Genomic DNA, 16,349 nt, shown 5'->3' on the forward strand with positions numbered 1-16,349 from the left:
CTTTCGGGGACGGTGGGCGGGGCGGACTGGTGCCCCTTTGGTCTAGTGTCCCCTCTGGTCGAGCGTAACGGTGCGCAGGTCCAGGCGGCGCAGCACACGGTCCACAAGTTCGGGGTCGGCGCCGGGCTGCTTGCGGGCCAGGAGCATCTCGTTGCGGGCCGCTTCGAGGGCCTCGCGCTGGACGTCGTCCATGACCTCCAGGACCTGCCGGATCCTGTGCATCTTGTCGGCGTTCTCCCCGTCCTCCTCGAAGTCGTGCTCCAGGATGGTGTGCAGGGACGACATGCGCTTGACCAGGGTGGCCCGGCGCTCCGGGGGCAGCTTGGCGGCGGCCGTGGAGCGCTTCATGGCCTCCAGCGCCACGCGTTCGGCGCGGCGGGCCAGGTCGCGTTCGCGGCGCTCCTCGGCGGCGTCGTCGCGGGGCATCTTCAGCGCCTTCATCAGGGCCGGCAGGGTCAGCCCCGGCAGCACCAGGGTCACCAGCAGGACGGCGCAGGCGGTGGCGATGATGAAGTTGCGGCCCGGGAACGGCTCCCCGGTCTCCGTCTGGAGGGGAAGCGCCAGCGCCAGGGCCAGCGTGGCCAGGCCGCGCATGCCGCACCAGGTCAGCACCAACACCTCCTTGGCCGAGCCCGGGGTGTGGGTGCGTTTCTCGGCCCCGCCGAAGCGGTAGATCCCGTACATCCACAGGAAACGGACCAGCACCACGGCGGCGCAGATGACCGCGATGGCGGGGACGAAGGTGAGGATGTTGGGGCCCTCGTCCTCGATCACGTAGCGCATCTCGATGCCCACCAGTCCGAACGCGACGCCGGTGGTCAGCAGCTCGACGACGTCCCAGAACGCGGCGCGGGTCAGGCGCTCCTCGGAGTCCTGCGGGCGGGCGCGGCGGCCCAGTTCCAGGGCGGTCACCACCACCGCCACGACGCCGGAGAAGTGCACCTCCTCGGCCAGGAGGTAGACGGCATAGGGAGCCACCAGGGTGGCGGCCGAACGCGCGACCAGGTTGGGCACGAAGCGGTTGAGCGCGCCGATCAGCCAGGCCATGGCCAGGCCCAGGACCACGGCCCCGGCGGCGCCGAGCAGGAACTGCGGGACGACCTCCCAGCCGACCTCCCCGCCGCTGATGGCCGCGGCGACGGCGGCCTGGAAGATGACGATCGCGGTGGCGTCGTTGAACAGGCCCTCGGTCTGCAGGACGGTGACCAGGCGGCGGCGCATGTTGACCTTGCCGGCGACGGCCTCCACGGCGACCGGGTCCGGGGGCGCGGCGATGGCGCCGAGCGCGATCGCCGCGGGGAGCCCGATGCCCGGCACCAGCAGCCAGGTCAGCCCGGCCACGACGGCGATGGTGACCACGACCAGCAGGACGGCCAGCAGCACCAGCGAGCGCCAGCGCAGGCGGAACACCGACCACGAGCTGCGTTGGGCGGCGGCGAACAGCAGCGGCGGCAGGAACAGGGGCAGGATCAGTTCCGCGTCGATGTGGACCTCGGGCAGGAAGGGGAGGAACCCCACCAGTGCGGAGAAGATGAGCATCAGCACCGGGTAGGGCAGCCTGATCCGCTCGCCCAGCCCGACCACGAGAACCGTGCCGAACAGCAGGCCAACCAGCAGGATCAGAAATTCCATGGAGCGTTCCCCCTTTTCCTCCCCATCCTTTCATGACATGCTGCCCGGCCGCTGTGGCATGACACTTAGCGAAAGAAGCGCGGCAAAGGGAAAGGGGGTGGGCCCGCGCAGTGCGCGGGCCCACCCCCTTCTCCGGGTCGCTCGGGGCTAGCCGATGCCGATGGCTCCCACCACGACGCCGACGGCCAGCATGGCCAGGGAGACGACCAAGGCCCGCCACAGCACCTTCTTGTGGTGGTCGCCCAGGTCCACGCGGGACAGGGAGACCAGCAGCAGGATGGCCGGAACCAGCGGCGACTGCATGTGCACCGGCTGGCCGGTGATGGAGGCGCGGGCCATTTCGACGGCGGGGATGCCGTAGTGCGCGCCGGTCTCGGTCAGCACGGGCAGGATGCCGAAGTAGAAGGCGTCGTTGCTCATGAAGAACGTGGCCGGGATGCTGATCAGGCCGGTGATGACGGCCATGAACGGGCCCATCGAGGAGGGGATGACGGAGACCAGCCAGGCGGACATCGCATCGACCATGCCGGTGCCGGAGAGGACGCCGGTCAGGACCGCGGCGGCCATGACCATCGAGACGACGGCGATGATCTCCGAGGCGTGGGCGGTGACCATCTTGGCCTGGTCGCCGATCTTCGGGAAGTTCACGACCAGCGCGATGGCCGAGCCGACCATGAACAGGTACGGCAGCGGCACGACGTCCAGGACCAGGGTCACCATGATGCCCACGGTGAGGGCCAGGTTGAACCAGAACAGCTTGGGGCGCAGGGTCGAGCGGTTCGGGTCCAGCGCGCTGTCGGCCAGGGACGGGGCTTCCTCGACGTCGGTGCGCAGTTCCTCGAGGACCGCGACCTGGCGGGCGCGGTCGCCGATGCTGCCCGCCGGGGCGGGGGTGACCGGGGCGCCGCCGCGGGGGCCGGAGCCCTTGCGTCCGGCGGAGGTGCCGCCGCCGGTGAGGCCGTCGACCGCGGCAACGTCGCCGCCCGGGCTCCAGCGGAAGGGGTCCTCGCGGAGCAGGCGGCGGCGTTCGCTCACGCCGAGGGACCAGGCGAAGGCCAGGCACAGGGCGATGCCCACGGCCAGGGAGGGAAGCATCGGCAGGAACACGTCGGAGGCGTCCAGGTTCAGGGCGGCGGCGGCGCGGGCCGTCGGGCCGCCCCACGGGACGATGTTCAGGGTGCCGTTGGTCAGGCCGGCGACGCAGGTCAGGACGACGGGGCTGAGGCCCAGGCGCTGGTAGACCGGCAGCAGCGCGGCGGTGACGACGATGAAGGTGGTGGAGCCGTCGCCGTCCAGGGAGATCAGGGCGGTGAGGATCGCGGTGCCGATGACGACCTTTGCCGGGTCGTTGCCCACCAGCTTCAGGATGCCGGCGACCAGCTTGTCGAACAGGCCCACGTCGATCATCAGGCCGAAGTAGATGATCGCGAACATGAGCAGGGCCGCCGTGGAGGACATGGACTTCACGGACTCCATCACCATGTCGCCGATCCCCAGGCCGGCTCCGGCGAAGAGGCCGAAGATGGTGGGGACGATGATCAGGGCAAGCAGCGGGGTAAGCCGTTTGGTCATGATGAGCGCCATGAACGTGGCGATCATCGCGAACCCGAGTATGACAAGCATGGTTTCTCCTCAACGGTGAGGCGGGGCGGGAGCGTCCCTTGGAGATGTGGGTAAGCGGGGTGATCGGCACCGCTTTATAAAGACGGTACGGTGACGGGGGACACAGAACCCGGTTGTGATCGCTTCGCCGCAAACTACCCGTTGCACGCATTGTGCGCATTGTGCTCGCCAGCGGTCCGGGCGGGGTCTAGGCTGGAGGGATGCAGGGGCAACGGGTTCGGCGCGGAACGTTTTCCGGCCGGATCACCGGCCTGGTGTTGACTGCCGTCATCGGCACCCTGGCGCTGTGCCTGGGCGCCGTCCTGTGGATCACCGCCGAGCGCGTCCACGACCAGGCCGCGCAGAACGCCCTGGGCATCGCCCGCACGGTGGCCGCCGATCCCGAGGTGCGCACCCTGGTGGCCGAACAGTCGGACCTTGAAACCCTTGACGTCCAGGCCCTGCGCGCCGGCCCCCTCCAGGCCGGGCTGGAGGCGGTGCGCCAGCGCACCGGAGCCCTGTTCGTCATCGTCACCGAGGACCGTGGCCTGCGGCTGGCCCACCCGAACCCCGACCTCATCGGGCAGCGCGTCAGCACGGACCCCATCGGGCTGGAGGGCGTGGAGGCCGTGGCCCGCGAACGCGGCACCCTGGGCGAATCCGTCCGCGCCAAGGTCCCCGTCTATGCCCCCGGGAGCGTTCGCGTCGTCGGTGAGGTCAGCGCCGGGGTGCCGGTGGCCGCCGTCGCCGGCGACGTGCGCCAGGCTGTCTCCTCGATCCTGGTGGCCGGCGCCGTGGCCCTGGTCCTCGGGGTGCTGGTGGCCCTCTACCTCAAGCGCAAGCTGCGCCGGCTCACCTTGGGACTGGAGCCGGAGGAGATGGCCGCCTCGGCTCGCGACCAGGCCGCCGTGCTGTACGGGGTCGAGGACGGCGTCATTGGCGTCGGTCCCGACGGGGTGATCACGGTGCGGAACAAGGCGGCCCGGCTCCTGCTGGGGCTGGCTGAGCGGCGGACGGAGGACGACGTCGTCGGGCGCCGCTTCGACGGCGCCGGCCTGCCCCCGGACCTGGTGGACGCGATCGCCCGCACGCTGGCCACCGGCGAGCCGTCGCCGCGGATGCGCCTGGCGCTGGGCGAATCCTCGGTGATCGCCGACGTCGTTCCGGTCCGGCGGGAGGGCGTGGACCTTGGCGGCGTGGTCCTGCTGCGGGACACCACGGCCGTCGAAACGCTGGGCAGCCGGCTCGACGCGGTGGAGACCATGGCCGCGGCGCTGCGCGCCCAGCGGCACGAGTTCGCGAACCGGCTGCACGCCGTTTCCGGGCTGCTCTCCAACGGCGAACTCGAACAGGCCAGGGACTACGTCCAGGAACTGCTCGACTCCGGGCCCGTGCGGGAGCCGGTGGCCAACATCGGGGCCGTGCGGGACACCTTCCTGCGGGCCTTCCTCGGCGCCAAGGGCGTTCAGGCCCGCGAACAGGGGGTGGACCTGCGGGTGGGGGAGCGGACGGCGCTGTGGGACGCGGTGGTCGATCCGCAGGATGCCACCGCGATCCTGGGCAACCTGGTGGACAACGCCATCCGGGCGGCGCTGGAGGCCGGGGACACCGGAAACGGGTGCTGGGTGGAGGTGGACCTGCTCGGCGACGGCGACACCCTCCATCTTGCGGTCGCCGACTCCGGGGCCGGGGTCCGGCCCGGGCTGGACGTGTTTGCCTCCGGCGTCACCACGCGCGCCGGGGGGCCGTCCTCCGAGCACGGCCACGGCCTGGGGCTCGCGCTGGTGAGGCGGCTGGCCCGGGAACGGGGCGGGGACGTGTGGCTGGCCGACCCCGGCGGGCCGGGGACCTCCGGCGAGGACGGGGGCGAAGGCCCGGAAACCACCGGCGCGGTGTTCTGCGCCAGGCTGCCTGGCATGCTGCGCGTGCCGGGGAACGGAAACGACGGAAACGACGGCGGAACGGGGGCGGTGCGGTGAGCGAGGGCAACGATCTGAAGGTCCTGGTGGTCGACGACGACTTCCGCGTCGCCGGGCTGCACGCCGCCTACGTGGACGCGGTGCCGGGCTTCGTGGCGCTGCCGCCGGTGCACGATGTCCGCACGGTCCCGCGCGTGGTGGCCGAGACCCGGCCCGACCTGCTGCTGCTGGACGTTTACCTGCCCCACGGCTCGGGACTGGATCTGCTGCGCGAACTGGACGTGGACGCCTTCGTGCTCTCGGCGGCGGTGGAGGGGCCCGCGGTACGCACGGCCCTGCGCCGCGGGGCGCTCGCCTACCTGGTCAAGCCCTTCGAGGAGCGCATGCTCGCGGAGCGGCTGCGCTCCTACGCCCGCTACCGGCGCCTGCTCGCCGCCGACGTGCTGGACCAGGCCGCCATCGACCGTGCCCGCCGGGTGCTGCTGGCCGGCGGCGAGGAGGCCGCCCCGTCCTCGGGGGCCGCGACGGAGCAGGCCGTCCTGGCGGCGGTCTCCGCGGCGGAGGACGAGCTCAGCGTCGTGGAGGTCGCCGAGGCGGTGGGCATCTCGCGGGCCACGGCCCAGCGGTACCTTTCCCAGCTGGCGCAGGCCGGGCTGATCAGGCTGGGACTGCGCTACGGGCTGCGGGGACGCCCGGAGCACCGGTACGGGGCCGTGCGTTAGCGCGGGGTGGACTCCAGCCCGAGCCGCTTGAGCACCAGGGCGACTTCGGCTTCGGGCGTCTGTCCGGCGTCGACGACGATGCCGGCCTCGTCCTCGCCCAACGGTTCGAGCGTGTTGAACTGCGAGTCCAGCAGCGACGGCGGCATGTAGTGGCCCACGCGGTGATCGAGGCGCTCGGCGATGGTCGCCCGCGCGCCGACCAGGTGCACGAAGACCACGCCCGGGCGGGCGAGCCGGTCGCGGTACTCGTGCTTCAGCGCCGAACAGGTGATGATGCCGGGACGGCCCTGCGCCCGGTGGTCGTCGATCCACCCGGCCACCAGGTCCAGCCAGGGCCAGCGGTCGTCGTCGGTGAGCGGCTGGCCGCTCGCCATCTTGGCGACGTTCGCTGGGGGATGCAGCTCGTCGCCCTCCTGCCGGTCCCAGCCGAGCCGCTCGGCGAGCAGGCCGGCGAGGGTCGTCTTGCCGCTGCCGGAGACCCCCATGATCACGAGGACGGGCGGGGCGTCGGGGCCGCTGCCGGATTCCTCCTGGGCGCGGTGTCCGGTGGACTGCATGATTCCTCCCTGAACCGTGGAAGACGGAATGGATGGCGGATACGGGGGCGTGGTCGGCACGGGCGTCCGGCTATCAGACGAAGGGACTGATCGCGAGCACGCCCGCGAGGCCGACGATCGAGATGAGGCACTCGAGCACGGTCCACGACTTGAGCGTCTGGCCGATGCTGAGGCCAAAGTACTCCTTGATGAGCCAGAAGCCGGCGTCGTTCACGTGGGAGAGGAAAACGGAGCCCGAGCCGATCGCGAGCACGAGCAGCGAGGTCGCTCCGGCCGAGAGGCTCAGGTCGGCGACGAGCGGCTGCAGGATGCCGGCCGCGGTGATCGTGGCGACGGTGGCCGAGCCGGTGGCGACGCGGATGAGCACCGCGACCAGCCAGGCGAGGGCGAGCACGACGGCGAGCGAGCCGCCGAAGCCGGAGATCGCGCTGGCGATGACCTGCCCGATGCCGGAGTCGACGAGGACCTGCTTGAAGCCGCCGCCGGCGCCGACGATGAGCAGGATGCCGGCGATGGGCGGCAGCGAGGAGCTGACCGAGGCGGCGAGCTGCTCGCGGTTCATGCGGCCGCCGCGACCGAGTACGAGCATGCCGACGAGCACGGCGAGCAGCAGCGCGATGGGCGGCTTGCCGAGGAAGTCGACGACGAGCTTCCAGGGGTCGGTCGACTGCGGTGCGACGACGTTCGCGAGCGAGGAGGCGAGCATAAGCGCCACCGGCAGCAGGATGCTGAACAGCGCGGCGCCGAAGGACGGGCGGGGCTTGGCCTCGACGTCCTCGCCGCGGTCCTCGGCTGTGACGTACAGCGCGGGCACGGGCACCTGGACCCACCTGGCAGCGAGCTTCGAGAAGAGCGGGCCGGCGATGATGACGGCGGGGACGGCGATGATGATGCCGAAGAGCAGGGTCTGGCCGAGGTCGGCACCGACGAGGTCGATGGCGGCGAGGGGGCCGGGGTGCGGCGGCACCAGGCCGTGCATGGCCGAGAGGCCGGCGAGCGTCGGGATCGCGATGCGCATGAGCGGCAGTCCGGAACGGCGCGCGACCAGGATGATCACGGGAACCAGCAGCACCAGGCCGACCTCGAAGAACATGGGCAGACCGATGAGGGAGCCTACGCCGCCCATGACCCACGGCAGGGCCTGCACGCTGGAGCGGGCAATGAGGGTGTCGACGATGCGGTCGGCGCCGCCGGAGTCGGCGAGCAGCTTGCCGAAGATGGCGCCGAGGGCGATCAGCACGCCCACCCCGCCCATGGTGGAGCCGAAGCCGTTCGTGAAGCTCAGGATGGCCTGCACGGCGCTCATGCCGGCGACGAGGCCGGTGACGAGGGCGCCGATCATAAGCGAAACGAAGGGGTGAAGCTTCGCCCAGGTGATGAGCACGACGATGACGGCGATGCCCACGAGCGCGGCGGTGATGAGCTGCCATTCGGGGGCGGTGGTGGTGGGCGCCACCGGGTCGGCGGTCCGCACAAGCGATGCTGCGGTGAAGAGCAACGGGAACATGGGCCTGAACATCCTCGGTCGGGCGGTGTTAGTGAAGAGACTGTAGCAATATGTCGTACTTATTACAATAAGTCGTACTTAAAGCGACGTGAAATGGAAAATGCCCTGCTTCTTCTCGCGACTGGATGCCTCGGCGATAATCAAGGAATGGATGCAACGCTTGGGGGTTCGTCGGCCCTGCACGAACGACTGCTCGAATCTCTCGGCGCCGACATTGTCGCCGGCAGCCTCGCCCCCGGCACCCGCCTCCTCACCGCCGAGATCGCCGACCGCTTCGGCGTCTCCCGCTCCGCCCTCCGCGAGGTCGTGCGCGTCCTTGAGTCGATGGGGCTCGTCGAGGTGCGCCGCCGCGCAGGGGTCGAGATCCTGCCGCAGGATCGCTGGAATCCCTACGCGACGCGCCTGATCCGCTGGCGGCTCGCCGGCCCCGACCGCATCGAGATGCTGCATTCGCTAAGTCAGCTGCGCAGCGCGATCGAGCCGCTGGCCGCGCGCCTGGCCGCGACGAGCGCGACGAGCGAGCAGCGCGCGACGCTGCTCGCCGCAGTCACCGGCATGACCGAGCAGTCGCGCAGCGCCGACCAGGCCCCCTACCTCGACCACGACGTCGCCTTCCACCGCGTGGTCCTGGAGGCCTCGGGCAACCCCTTCCTCGCGGCCCTCGGCGACGTCGTCGGCGAGGTGCTCCGCGGCCGCACGCAGTACCACCTCATGCCGCACGAGGCGGACCCGACCGCACTGCGGCTGCACCAGGAGGTGGCGTTCGCCATCGCCGAGGGCGCCCCCGAGGCGGCGGAGCGCGCAATGGCCGCGATCGTCATCGAAGCCGACCAGGCGGTGCAGGCCGTGCGAACGCAGGACGCGCCATGACCATTGGAGAAAAGGGCGTGGGATTCCCGTTCCAGGGTCTGGACGGAGCGGCGGACGCTGCGGCGCAGGCCTTCTCACGGTGATGCTGGCCGGCCCCTCCACCGAATTGTGACGCGTTAGTGCGGGTGTTGGAGGGAAAAGTGGACCACTTTTCGCCCCGACACCCGCACTAACGCGTCATTTTTGCTTGTCCGCGTGGTTCGATCCCGGCGCCGACAGCGCCTCGGCGACCTCCAGCAGCCGCGCCCGCAGCACGTCCGCCCGCTCGGCGAACCGCTTCTGGGCCCGCACGTATTCCGCCTTGCCCTCGGCGGTCTCGATGCGGATCGGTGCGTGCCCCCAGTCGGAGAGGTCGTACGGGGAGGCCCGCATGTCCATGGTGCGGATCTCCCAGGCCAGCTCGAAGCAGTCCATCAGCAGCTCGCTGGGCACCGCGGGGGTGAGCTTGTAGGCCCACTTGTACAGGTCCATGTTCGCGTGCAGGCAGCCGGGCTGCTCCAGCTCCCGCTGCGTCTCGCGCGTGGGCTGCAGCTCGTTCAGCGGCGCGGCCTGCGGGGCGTAGAAGCGGAACGCGTCGAAGTGCGTGCAGCGGATCCGGTGCTCCTCCACCACCCGGTCCGTGCCCGCCGCGCCCAGGCGCAGCGGCAGGTACTCGTGGCGGATCCCGTTCTCCGCGCTGCGGTAGGCCATCGCCCACTCGTGCAGTCCGAAGCAGGAGAACTGCGCAGGCCGGGCGGCCGTTCCGGCCAGGATGATCCGGGCGAACCGGACAGCCTCGGCCCGCGCGGAGGCGAACTCCGCCGCATCCAGCACCGCGCCGGAACCGCCCTCCGCGCCTTCCCCGCCCGGGCGGGCTGAGCGCGGAGCGCGGGCGCCGCCGTCGTGCCCCGCCGGAGCGTAGAACTTCCAGGCGAGCCGCTCGGCCGCCGCCGGACCCTCCAGCACGACGCCGGCCCCCGGGTGCCAGCGCTGCAGCTGCCCGGGCTTGTGCGTGTAGTAAGTGAAGAGGAAGTCCTCGATGGGGTGCTTCTTCCCGGCCATGCGCCGCTCAACGAACGGCGCGGCGAAGCGTTCCACGCGGGCCCGGTGGGCCTCGGCGCGCGGAAGCCACTCGTCCTGGGCCAGATGTTTGGGCGGCAGGACGGACAAGGCAGGGGAGGGGGCGGTCAGGCTCACCCCTCCATTATCCCGTGCGCAAAAAACCCGGCCTTCCGGAAAAATCCTGCCCGTGGTCGGGCGGGTGCTTTCCGGAAGGCCGGGTCCCTTGGCTGGGGAGGTAAGCGTGGGGCAGTCGGGTCCCTGCCAGAGAGCGGCCAGGGGTCCCCACGCGCTAGCGGCCGGTGCCGCCGTAGACGGTGGCCTCGGCCTCGCCGTCCAGGTCGAACGCGGCGTGGACCGCGCGCACTGCATCGTTGAGCTTGTCGGCGTGGGTGACCACGGAGATGCGGATCTCGGAGGTGGAGATCATGTCCACGTTCACGCCGGCCTTGTGCAGGGCCTCGAAGAAGGTGAAGGACACGCCCGGGTTGGAGCGCATGCCCGCGCCGATCAGCGAGAGCTTGCCGATCTCGTCGTCGTACTCGATGCCTTCGAAGCCGATCTCGGCCTGCGCGGCGCGCAGCGCCTCAAGGGCGTCCTTGCCCTCGACGATCGGCAGGGTGAAGGAAATGTCGGTCTTGCCGGACGCGGCGGTGGACACGTTCTGCACGATCATGTCGATGTTGGCGTGCGCACCGGCGATGACGCCGAAGATCTGCGCGGCCTTGCCGGGGATGTCGGGCACGCCGATGACCGTGACCTTGGCCTCGGAGCGGTCGTGGGCGACACCGGAGATGATGGGCTGTTCCAAGGGCTCCCCCTCTTGAATCTTGATCTGGTCGTCGGGGCTGGGCAGGACCCAGGTTCCCTCGTTCGTGCTGAACGAGGAACGCACGTGCAGAGGAACGCCGAAGCGGCGTGCGTACTCCACGCAGCGCAGGTGCAGGATCTTAGCGCCGGAGGCTGCTAGTTCCAGCATCTCCTCGCTGGAGATCTTGTCAATCTTCTGGGCCGAGGCCACCACGCGCGGATCCGCGGTGTAGACGCCGTCGACGTCGGTGTATATCTCGCAGGAGTCCGCGCCCAGCGCGGCGGCCAGCGCCACCGCGGTGGTGTCCGAACCGCCGCGGCCCATGGTGGTGACGTCGTTGGATTCCTTGTTCATGCCCTGGAACCCGGCGACGATCGCCACGTAGCCGCGGTCGATCGCGCGGCGCACGCGCTGCGGGGACACGTCGATGATGCGTGCCTTGCCGTGGATCGCGTCGGTGATCATGCCGGCCTGGCTGCCGGTGAAGGACACGGCCTTCTCGCCGAGGCCGTCGATGGCCATGGCCAGCAGCGCCATGGAGATGCGTTCGCCGGCGGAGAGGAGCATGTCCATCTCGCGGGCCGGGGCATCGTCGGTCAACTGGGCCGCCAGGTCCAACAGCTCGTCGGTGGTGTCGCCCATGGCGGAAACCACAACGACGACGTCGTTGCCCGCGGCCTTGGTGTCAATAATTCGGCGGGCGACGCGCTTGATGCCTTCGGCATCGGACACGGATGAACCGCCGAACTTCTGGACAATGAGGCTCATGCCTACGCACACTCCACGGGGCTGGTCGGAAAGGGTCGTCGGCGTGTCGGTCGGTGCCCGCACGCCGTCCCAGTGTAACGAGCATGTTTCGGCGCCCCCTGCATTCGTGACTCCAGGCGGTCACATTCGCACCCGCCCCCAAATTCATCCTCAGGATGGACTTAACCGGTCCGGGCCTTCTGTAGCGTGGGCCCAAACGGGCCACGGGCCCCGGGGGGAAGGAACCTGATGCACGGAACCGTGATGAACGGAGCGGGGGACGACGGCGGGATTGCCGCCACCGGCCTGAAACGCACCTTCGGGCCGGTGCAGGCGGTGGCGGACATCGACTTCACCGCCCCGGCGGGCGAGGTCACGGCCCTGATCGGGCCCAACGGCTCCGGCAAGACCACGCTGCTGCTGATGCTGGCCTCGCTGCTGCGCCCCGACGCGGGGACGATCAGCGTCTGCGGGCTGGACCCGCTCACGGACCCCCGGGGCGTGCGCGCCCTGCTGGGATGGATGCCGGACACCCTGGGGGTGTGGGAGGCGCTGACGGCGCGCGAAATCCTCACGACGGTCGGCCGGCTCTACGGGGCCAAGACGGCGGCGGCCGCGGCCCGCGCCGACGAGCTGCTGGAGCTGGTGAAGCTGGGCCCGCTGGCCCGCCAGCCGGCGCGCGTGCTCTCCCGCGGCCAGCAGCAGCGGCTCTCGCTGGCCCGCGCGCTGGTCAACGACCCGCGGGTGCTGCTGCTGGACGAGCCGGCCTCCGGGCTGGACCCGGGCGCCCGCGTGGACCTGCGCACCACCCTGCGCAACCTGGCCGCGGAGGGGCGCACCGTCGTCGTCAGCTCCCACGTGCTCTCCGAACTGGACGAGATGGCGGACCGCGCCGTGTTCGTCTCCGCCGGGCGCACCGTGCGCAGCCAGTCCGTGGCCGAGGCCGGGGAACAGGACCGCCGCTACGCGGTGCAGGCCACCGACGGTCCCGCGCTGGCGTCGGCGCTGCGCGCGCTGGGGGTGCCGTTTCAGGTCCCCGGCGGCCAGCGGCGCTTCGAGGCGGAAATCCGGGTGGGCTCGGAAACCGAGGCCGCCGCGCTGCTGCGCCGCCTGGTGGAGGAGGGGGTGCCGGTCGCGGCCTTCGGCCCGGCGTCGGGCGCCCTGGAAGAGACGTACCTGAGCCTGCGGGAGGCGGAACGATGAGCAACACCCTTTTGGAAGCCCCCAACGCCCGCCCGAAGCTGGGCTACCTCGCCGGGGTGGGCACCGTGTTTTCGCTGGAGATGCGCCAGCGCATGCGCTCGCGCGGCTGGTACATCATGCTCGCGGTCTGGTTCGTGGCCATCGGGCTGGTCACCGGCCTGGCCGCCCTGACCAGCGGGATCGCCGAGGGCACCGGGCAGCTGATGTTCGAGCTGGTGGTCGGCTTCGTCCTCCTCTTCGGCCTGCTGGTGGCTCCGGCGCTGTCCGCCAACGCCATCACCGGAGACCGGTCCGCCGGAACGCTGGCGATCCTGCAGAACACGCTGCTCACCCCGGGGCAGCTGCTCTGGGGCAAGTGGCTGGCCGCGTGGGTGGCGTCGCTGGCGTTCCTGGTGGCGGCCGTTCCGCTGATCGTGTGGGCGATGCTCTACGGGGACGTGTACCTGCCGGGCGTGCCGGTGTTCCTGCTGATGCTGGCGGTGGAACTGGGCATAGTGTGCGCGATCGGCGTGGGGGTCTCCGCCCGTGCCAACCGGCCCCTGTTCGCGATCGTCTCCACCTACCTGGTGGTTGCCCTGCTGGGCCTGGGCACGCTGATCGGCTACGGGCTGAGCTTCTCGCTGGTCAAGGAGTGGGTGTCCGTGGCGCAGCAGGAGTGGCCCAACGACCCGTGGGCGCAGGTCGAGTATGACGACAACGGCATGGCGCTGGATGAGAACGGCGACGTCATCGCCGACCAGGACGCCTACTTCGCCATGCTGAACAGCCAGTGGGACCCGAACGGCTACGTGTGCACGCCGGTCACCTATGAGACCGAGATCTTCCACACCGAGCGCACCACCTGGCTGTTGGCGGCGAACCCGTTCGTGGTGGTTTCCGACGCTGTGCCCACCCGTAGCGTGGGGGAGGCGGAGCGCTACTCGTCCCTTGGCATGGGGGAGTCCGTGACCGGGCCGATGGCCGGCATCCGCGAGGGCGTGCGCTTCTCGCAGGCGGGCGCCGAGTACCAGCAGCCCTGCATCGACGGGGTCAAGCGCACGGACCCGCTGCCCGAGGGCGCTCCGGTGTGGCCGCTGGGGCTGGGCATCCAGGCGCTGCTGGCCGGAGGGCTGGTCTTCCTCGGACGACGCCGGCTGGTCACCCCCGCGGGCAAGCTCGCCACCGGCACCCGCATCGCCTGACCCCTCCCGAATTCTGACGCGTAAGTGTGGGTGTGGGGACGAAAAGTGGACCACTTTTCATCCCCACACCCACACTTACGCGTCACTTTTCCGCGGAGCGCGGGAGAGGGCCTAGCGGCTGGCCAGGAAGGCGACGATTTCGGCGGCTTCGGTGGCCTCCGGGGCTTCCCGGGTGCTTTCCCCGCCCCTAGGGTGTTCCTCGTCCTGGCCAATGAGTTGACCCAGCGCGCGGCGGCCCAGAGACAGCAATTCGTCGAAGCCAGCCAGGCCCCGGGCCAGCTGGAGGACGGTTAGCAGGCTGAGGTCCCGGCAATCCTCGATGCCGTGGGAGTCCTGGCCCGAAAAGCGGATCGGCATGGTGCCGCAGGCGATGGCCAACTTTTCCACGATTGCCTGGGCCACCTTGGGAGGCTGCACGAAGCCGAACCCGGACGGGCCATCCACCATGAGATGGTCGCTGGCATGCTCAACCGCACGCTGCAGGTAGCCGGCTGCCACGTGCAGCGCCTGGATGCAGGTGGTCAGCGCGAACGTCAGCCCGAAATCGAGGAAACCGGAATTGCTGCGCACCACGGTCCGTTCCGGGGCGAACTCGAAGAGTGGATTCGCCCCGGAAACCGACAGCCGCTGCTCAAGACCCGCCTCCAGTCCGTCCAAGGCCGAGTTGATGCAGCTCTGCAGCGGCCCGGTGTCCCTCAGGGAGACCGGCAGTTGGCGCCCCGGGACGCGGCCCCGTTCGAGGGAGTCCGCGACCGCGGCCACCAGGCGGGCCGCTTCCTCAAGGCGCTGACGGTAGGCGGCGTGCACGGCGATGGCGGAGGCGGTCGATACGTGGTTTCCGTTGATCAGGGTCATCAGGTCGCCGGGATGGGAGAGCTGAAGGACTTTCCGCTCGACGAGCCCGGCCACGAACCACGCCGCCGGAACGACGTCGGCGCTTCCGTAGGAGGCGCCGAATGCGACCCTGAACGGTGCCCGGAGGGGTTCCCGGGCGGCCCGGGCCAAGCCCGCGAAGGTTTCAGGGTGGATGCCCGAGCCGCCGCGGCCCAGCTGCTGGACTTTGGTCGCCAGGACTAGTCGAGCCAGCGGGCCGGGTATCTCCATCGGGGTTCCCACCAGATGCCCCTGCAGCAACTGCCCCTGTGCCGTGGAATCGACGCGATGTCCGTCGAGGGGGCCGAACAGCGTATTGAAGCCGTAGACCGCGGCCGAGGAAGCCGCCAGGTGGGCCTCCACCCTCGTCCGATCGGCTCCGATGCGGGAGGTGAGCGCAGAGTCCGCTTCCGGGGCGAGGGAACCGGTGGCCGTCAGGAAGACCTTGTCCGCGAGTTTCATTTCCGTCCCTTCCGGAGCGTCAGGGCCAGCACCGTCACCAGGATCAGGGCCGCGCTGCCGCCCATCATCAGGTCCATGTTGGAGTTCCTCACCGCGGCGAAGAACCCTGCCGAACCCTCGTCCGGAAACGCGGTGACCGACCCTGAGTAGGCCGTGGAAATCACCGAGAGCACGATGTCCACGATCGTCAGCAGGCCCAGCCCGAAGAGGACCACCTCTACCAGCGACTGGTACCGGCCCTCAAGCCGTTCGTGCAGCCGGGCGGCCAGGTCCTCGAGCTTGCCGATCCGCGCGTGCACCCGCTCGGCCATGGTCTGGTATCCCCAGGCCTCCAGAGCGGCTGCCGTGGTGGTCCGGCGCAGGCCCTGGAAACCCATGAGCGATTCGTCGAATGCCACCTCATGCAGGAGGGCGGCATTAGCCAAGGTATGGATCCTGCGGCGGGCTGTGACCAGTTCGCGGCGCCTCATCCGGGAGGGCTGCGCGGAGACGAGTTCCGCGGTGACCAAGGCGGAATCGTCACCGATTCGATCCAGCTCGGCCCAAATGATCTGCGCGTCGACCAGGCCGTCCAGCGTCTGCCGGCGCTGGTCCTCGCTCAGCATTCCCCACCCGGCGACGGATCCATTGCCCCAGCTTGCAGTGAGCACGCAGTCCCCGCGGCTGGCGCCCGCCGGCCCGTCGGGGGGAAGAACGGCTTGCTGGGCGTTCTCCGAGTACCAGCCGGCGGGGATCTGGTCGGCGGAGTCCACTAGGGCATAGCGCCCCACCCATAGGATGGCGGCCGGGTCGATTCCGCTGCCGCCCAGTGTTTCCACCGCCAGGTCCGTGAGCCGGGACTCCATCGCGGCCACGCCCTGCGGGTCGACCATCCCGAGGCTCTCCCCGATGCTGACGTCCAGGCAGGCGACGGAGTGGGCCCCTACACGGCACATCGACGCCGTCTCCACGGTGAATCCGGGTGCTGTCGGGCTGCCGGCGTGGACCGGCACGGGCAGGTCCGACCAAGCGTGCTTGAGGATCTGGGCCCGGCTGATGTGTCGAGAGGTCCATACCGGACCGTCCGCGGGACCCGGCAGGTTCGCCCGGGCGTGGCCTTGCGGCCTGAGCGGTATGAGCAGGGCGAATCGCAAGCAGGGCTCCTCGGGTCGGCGTCCATCAACCGTTCCGAAGCGTATCAACCCTTGTGAAAGCGGTGCTGCCCGGCTCCGTGGGCAGGCGGGAA

The 16,349-nt window shown here is 70.4% G+C and carries 13 protein-coding genes; 5 read left to right on the forward strand and 8 right to left on the reverse strand.

Translation table 11 applies throughout. The features are described 5' to 3' along the window. Positions 1–42: 42 nt before the first annotated feature. Both ABD912_RS02420 and ABD912_RS02425 read right to left on the reverse strand, forming a co-directional pair. A complete protein-coding gene (locus ABD912_RS02420) occupies positions 43–1,632 on the reverse strand; it encodes a Na+/H+ antiporter (protein ID WP_345148195.1) in 1,590 nt (529 codons plus the stop codon). Positions 1,633–1,779: 147 nt separating this feature from the next. Beyond that, on the reverse strand, positions 1,780–3,255 hold the full coding sequence (locus ABD912_RS02425) for a CitMHS family transporter (RefSeq protein ID WP_345148196.1): 1,476 nt from the start codon (positions 3,253–3,255) through the stop codon (positions 1,780–1,782). 200 nt (positions 3,256–3,455) lie between these two features. On the opposite strand from ABD912_RS02425, the gene ABD912_RS02430 reads away from it, so the two are divergent. Beyond that, complete coding sequence (locus ABD912_RS02430) at positions 3,456–5,213, forward strand: sensor histidine kinase (protein WP_345148198.1); 1,758 nt, start codon at positions 3,456–3,458, stop codon at positions 5,211–5,213. Next, positions 5,210–5,875, forward strand: a complete 666-nt coding sequence (locus ABD912_RS02435; RefSeq protein WP_345148201.1) for a response regulator — start codon at positions 5,210–5,212, stop codon at positions 5,873–5,875. Before ABD912_RS02430 ends, ABD912_RS02435 begins: the two co-directional genes overlap by 4 nt. Here the strand turns inward: ABD912_RS02435 and ABD912_RS02440 are convergent. Further along, positions 5,872–6,432: a gluconokinase gene (locus ABD912_RS02440; RefSeq protein WP_345148203.1), complete on the reverse strand. Its 561-nt coding sequence runs from the start codon at positions 6,430–6,432 to the stop codon at positions 5,872–5,874. The two genes, ABD912_RS02435 and ABD912_RS02440, sit on opposite strands and share 4 nt — an antisense overlap. Before the next feature lie 73 nt (positions 6,433–6,505). Further along, positions 6,506–7,939, reverse strand: a complete 1,434-nt coding sequence (locus ABD912_RS02445) for a GntP family permease (protein ID WP_345148205.1) — start codon at positions 7,937–7,939, stop codon at positions 6,506–6,508. Between the two features lie 147 nt (positions 7,940–8,086). Here ABD912_RS02445 and ABD912_RS02450 point away from each other — a divergent pair, with 147 nt between their 5' ends. Next, positions 8,087–8,809, forward strand: coding sequence for a FadR/GntR family transcriptional regulator (locus tag ABD912_RS02450; RefSeq protein ID WP_345148207.1), 723 nt, complete (start codon positions 8,087–8,089; stop codon positions 8,807–8,809). Between the two features lie 177 nt (positions 8,810–8,986). Here the strand turns inward: ABD912_RS02450 and ABD912_RS02455 are convergent, their stop codons facing one another. Then, the gene (locus ABD912_RS02455; RefSeq protein ID WP_345148248.1) at positions 8,987–9,979 is read right to left on the reverse strand and encodes a 3-methyladenine DNA glycosylase; all 993 of its coding nucleotides are present in this window, start codon (positions 9,977–9,979) and stop codon (positions 8,987–8,989) included. A gap of 160 nt (positions 9,980–10,139) precedes the next feature. Further along, the gene (locus ABD912_RS02460) at positions 10,140–11,426 is read right to left on the reverse strand and encodes an aspartate kinase (RefSeq protein WP_345148210.1); all 1,287 of its coding nucleotides are present in this window, start codon (positions 11,424–11,426) and stop codon (positions 10,140–10,142) included. A 228-nt stretch (positions 11,427–11,654) separates the two neighbouring features. Between ABD912_RS02460 and ABD912_RS02465 the strand changes: the two genes are divergently transcribed. Both ABD912_RS02465 and ABD912_RS02470 read left to right on the forward strand, forming a co-directional pair. Further along, the gene (locus ABD912_RS02465) at positions 11,655–12,608 is read left to right on the forward strand and encodes an ABC transporter ATP-binding protein (RefSeq protein WP_345148212.1); all 954 of its coding nucleotides are present in this window, start codon (positions 11,655–11,657) and stop codon (positions 12,606–12,608) included. Further along, positions 12,605–13,789, forward strand: a complete 1,185-nt coding sequence (locus ABD912_RS02470; RefSeq protein ID WP_345148213.1) for an ABC transporter permease — start codon at positions 12,605–12,607, stop codon at positions 13,787–13,789. The genes ABD912_RS02465 and ABD912_RS02470 overlap by 4 nt, the downstream gene beginning before the upstream one ends. 111 nt (positions 13,790–13,900) lie before the next feature. Here the strand turns inward: ABD912_RS02470 and ABD912_RS02475 are convergent, their stop codons facing one another. Continuing rightward, a complete protein-coding gene (locus ABD912_RS02475) occupies positions 13,901–15,124 on the reverse strand; it encodes an aromatic amino acid lyase (RefSeq protein WP_345148215.1) in 1,224 nt (407 codons plus the stop codon). Beyond that, positions 15,121–16,257, reverse strand: coding sequence for a hypothetical protein (locus tag ABD912_RS02480; RefSeq protein ID WP_345148217.1), 1,137 nt, complete (start codon positions 16,255–16,257; stop codon positions 15,121–15,123). The genes ABD912_RS02475 and ABD912_RS02480 overlap by 4 nt, the downstream gene beginning before the upstream one ends. Positions 16,258–16,349: the final 92 nt, after the last annotated feature.

It is taken from the genome of Arthrobacter ginkgonis (assembly GCF_039540195.1).
In the GTDB taxonomy this organism is placed as follows: Bacteria; Actinomycetota; Actinomycetes; order Actinomycetales; family Micrococcaceae; genus Zafaria; species Zafaria ginkgonis.

Coding starts and splice junctions, on each gene's coding strand:
- ABD912_RS02425 (WP_345148196.1), bottom strand. CDS start 3,255: ATGCTTGTCATACTCGGGTTCGCGATGATCGCCACGTTCATGGCGCTC.
- ABD912_RS02460 (WP_345148210.1), bottom strand. CDS start 11,426: ATGAGCCTCATTGTCCAGAAGTTCGGCGGTTCATCCGTGTCCGATGCC.
- ABD912_RS02475 (WP_345148215.1), bottom strand. CDS start 15,124: ATGAAACTCGCGGACAAGGTCTTCCTGACGGCCACCGGTTCCCTCGCC.
- ABD912_RS02465 (WP_345148212.1), top strand. CDS start 11,655: ATGCACGGAACCGTGATGAACGGAGCGGGGGACGACGGCGGGATTGCC.
- ABD912_RS02445 (WP_345148205.1), bottom strand. CDS start 7,939: ATGTTCCCGTTGCTCTTCACCGCAGCATCGCTTGTGCGGACCGCCGAC.
- ABD912_RS02450 (WP_345148207.1), top strand. CDS start 8,087: ATGGATGCAACGCTTGGGGGTTCGTCGGCCCTGCACGAACGACTGCTC.
- ABD912_RS02440 (WP_345148203.1), bottom strand. CDS start 6,432: ATGCAGTCCACCGGACACCGCGCCCAGGAGGAATCCGGCAGCGGCCCC.
- ABD912_RS02470 (WP_345148213.1), top strand. CDS start 12,605: ATGAGCAACACCCTTTTGGAAGCCCCCAACGCCCGCCCGAAGCTGGGC.
- ABD912_RS02420 (WP_345148195.1), bottom strand. CDS start 1,632: ATGGAATTTCTGATCCTGCTGGTTGGCCTGCTGTTCGGCACGGTTCTC.
- ABD912_RS02430 (WP_345148198.1), top strand. CDS start 3,456: ATGCAGGGGCAACGGGTTCGGCGCGGAACGTTTTCCGGCCGGATCACC.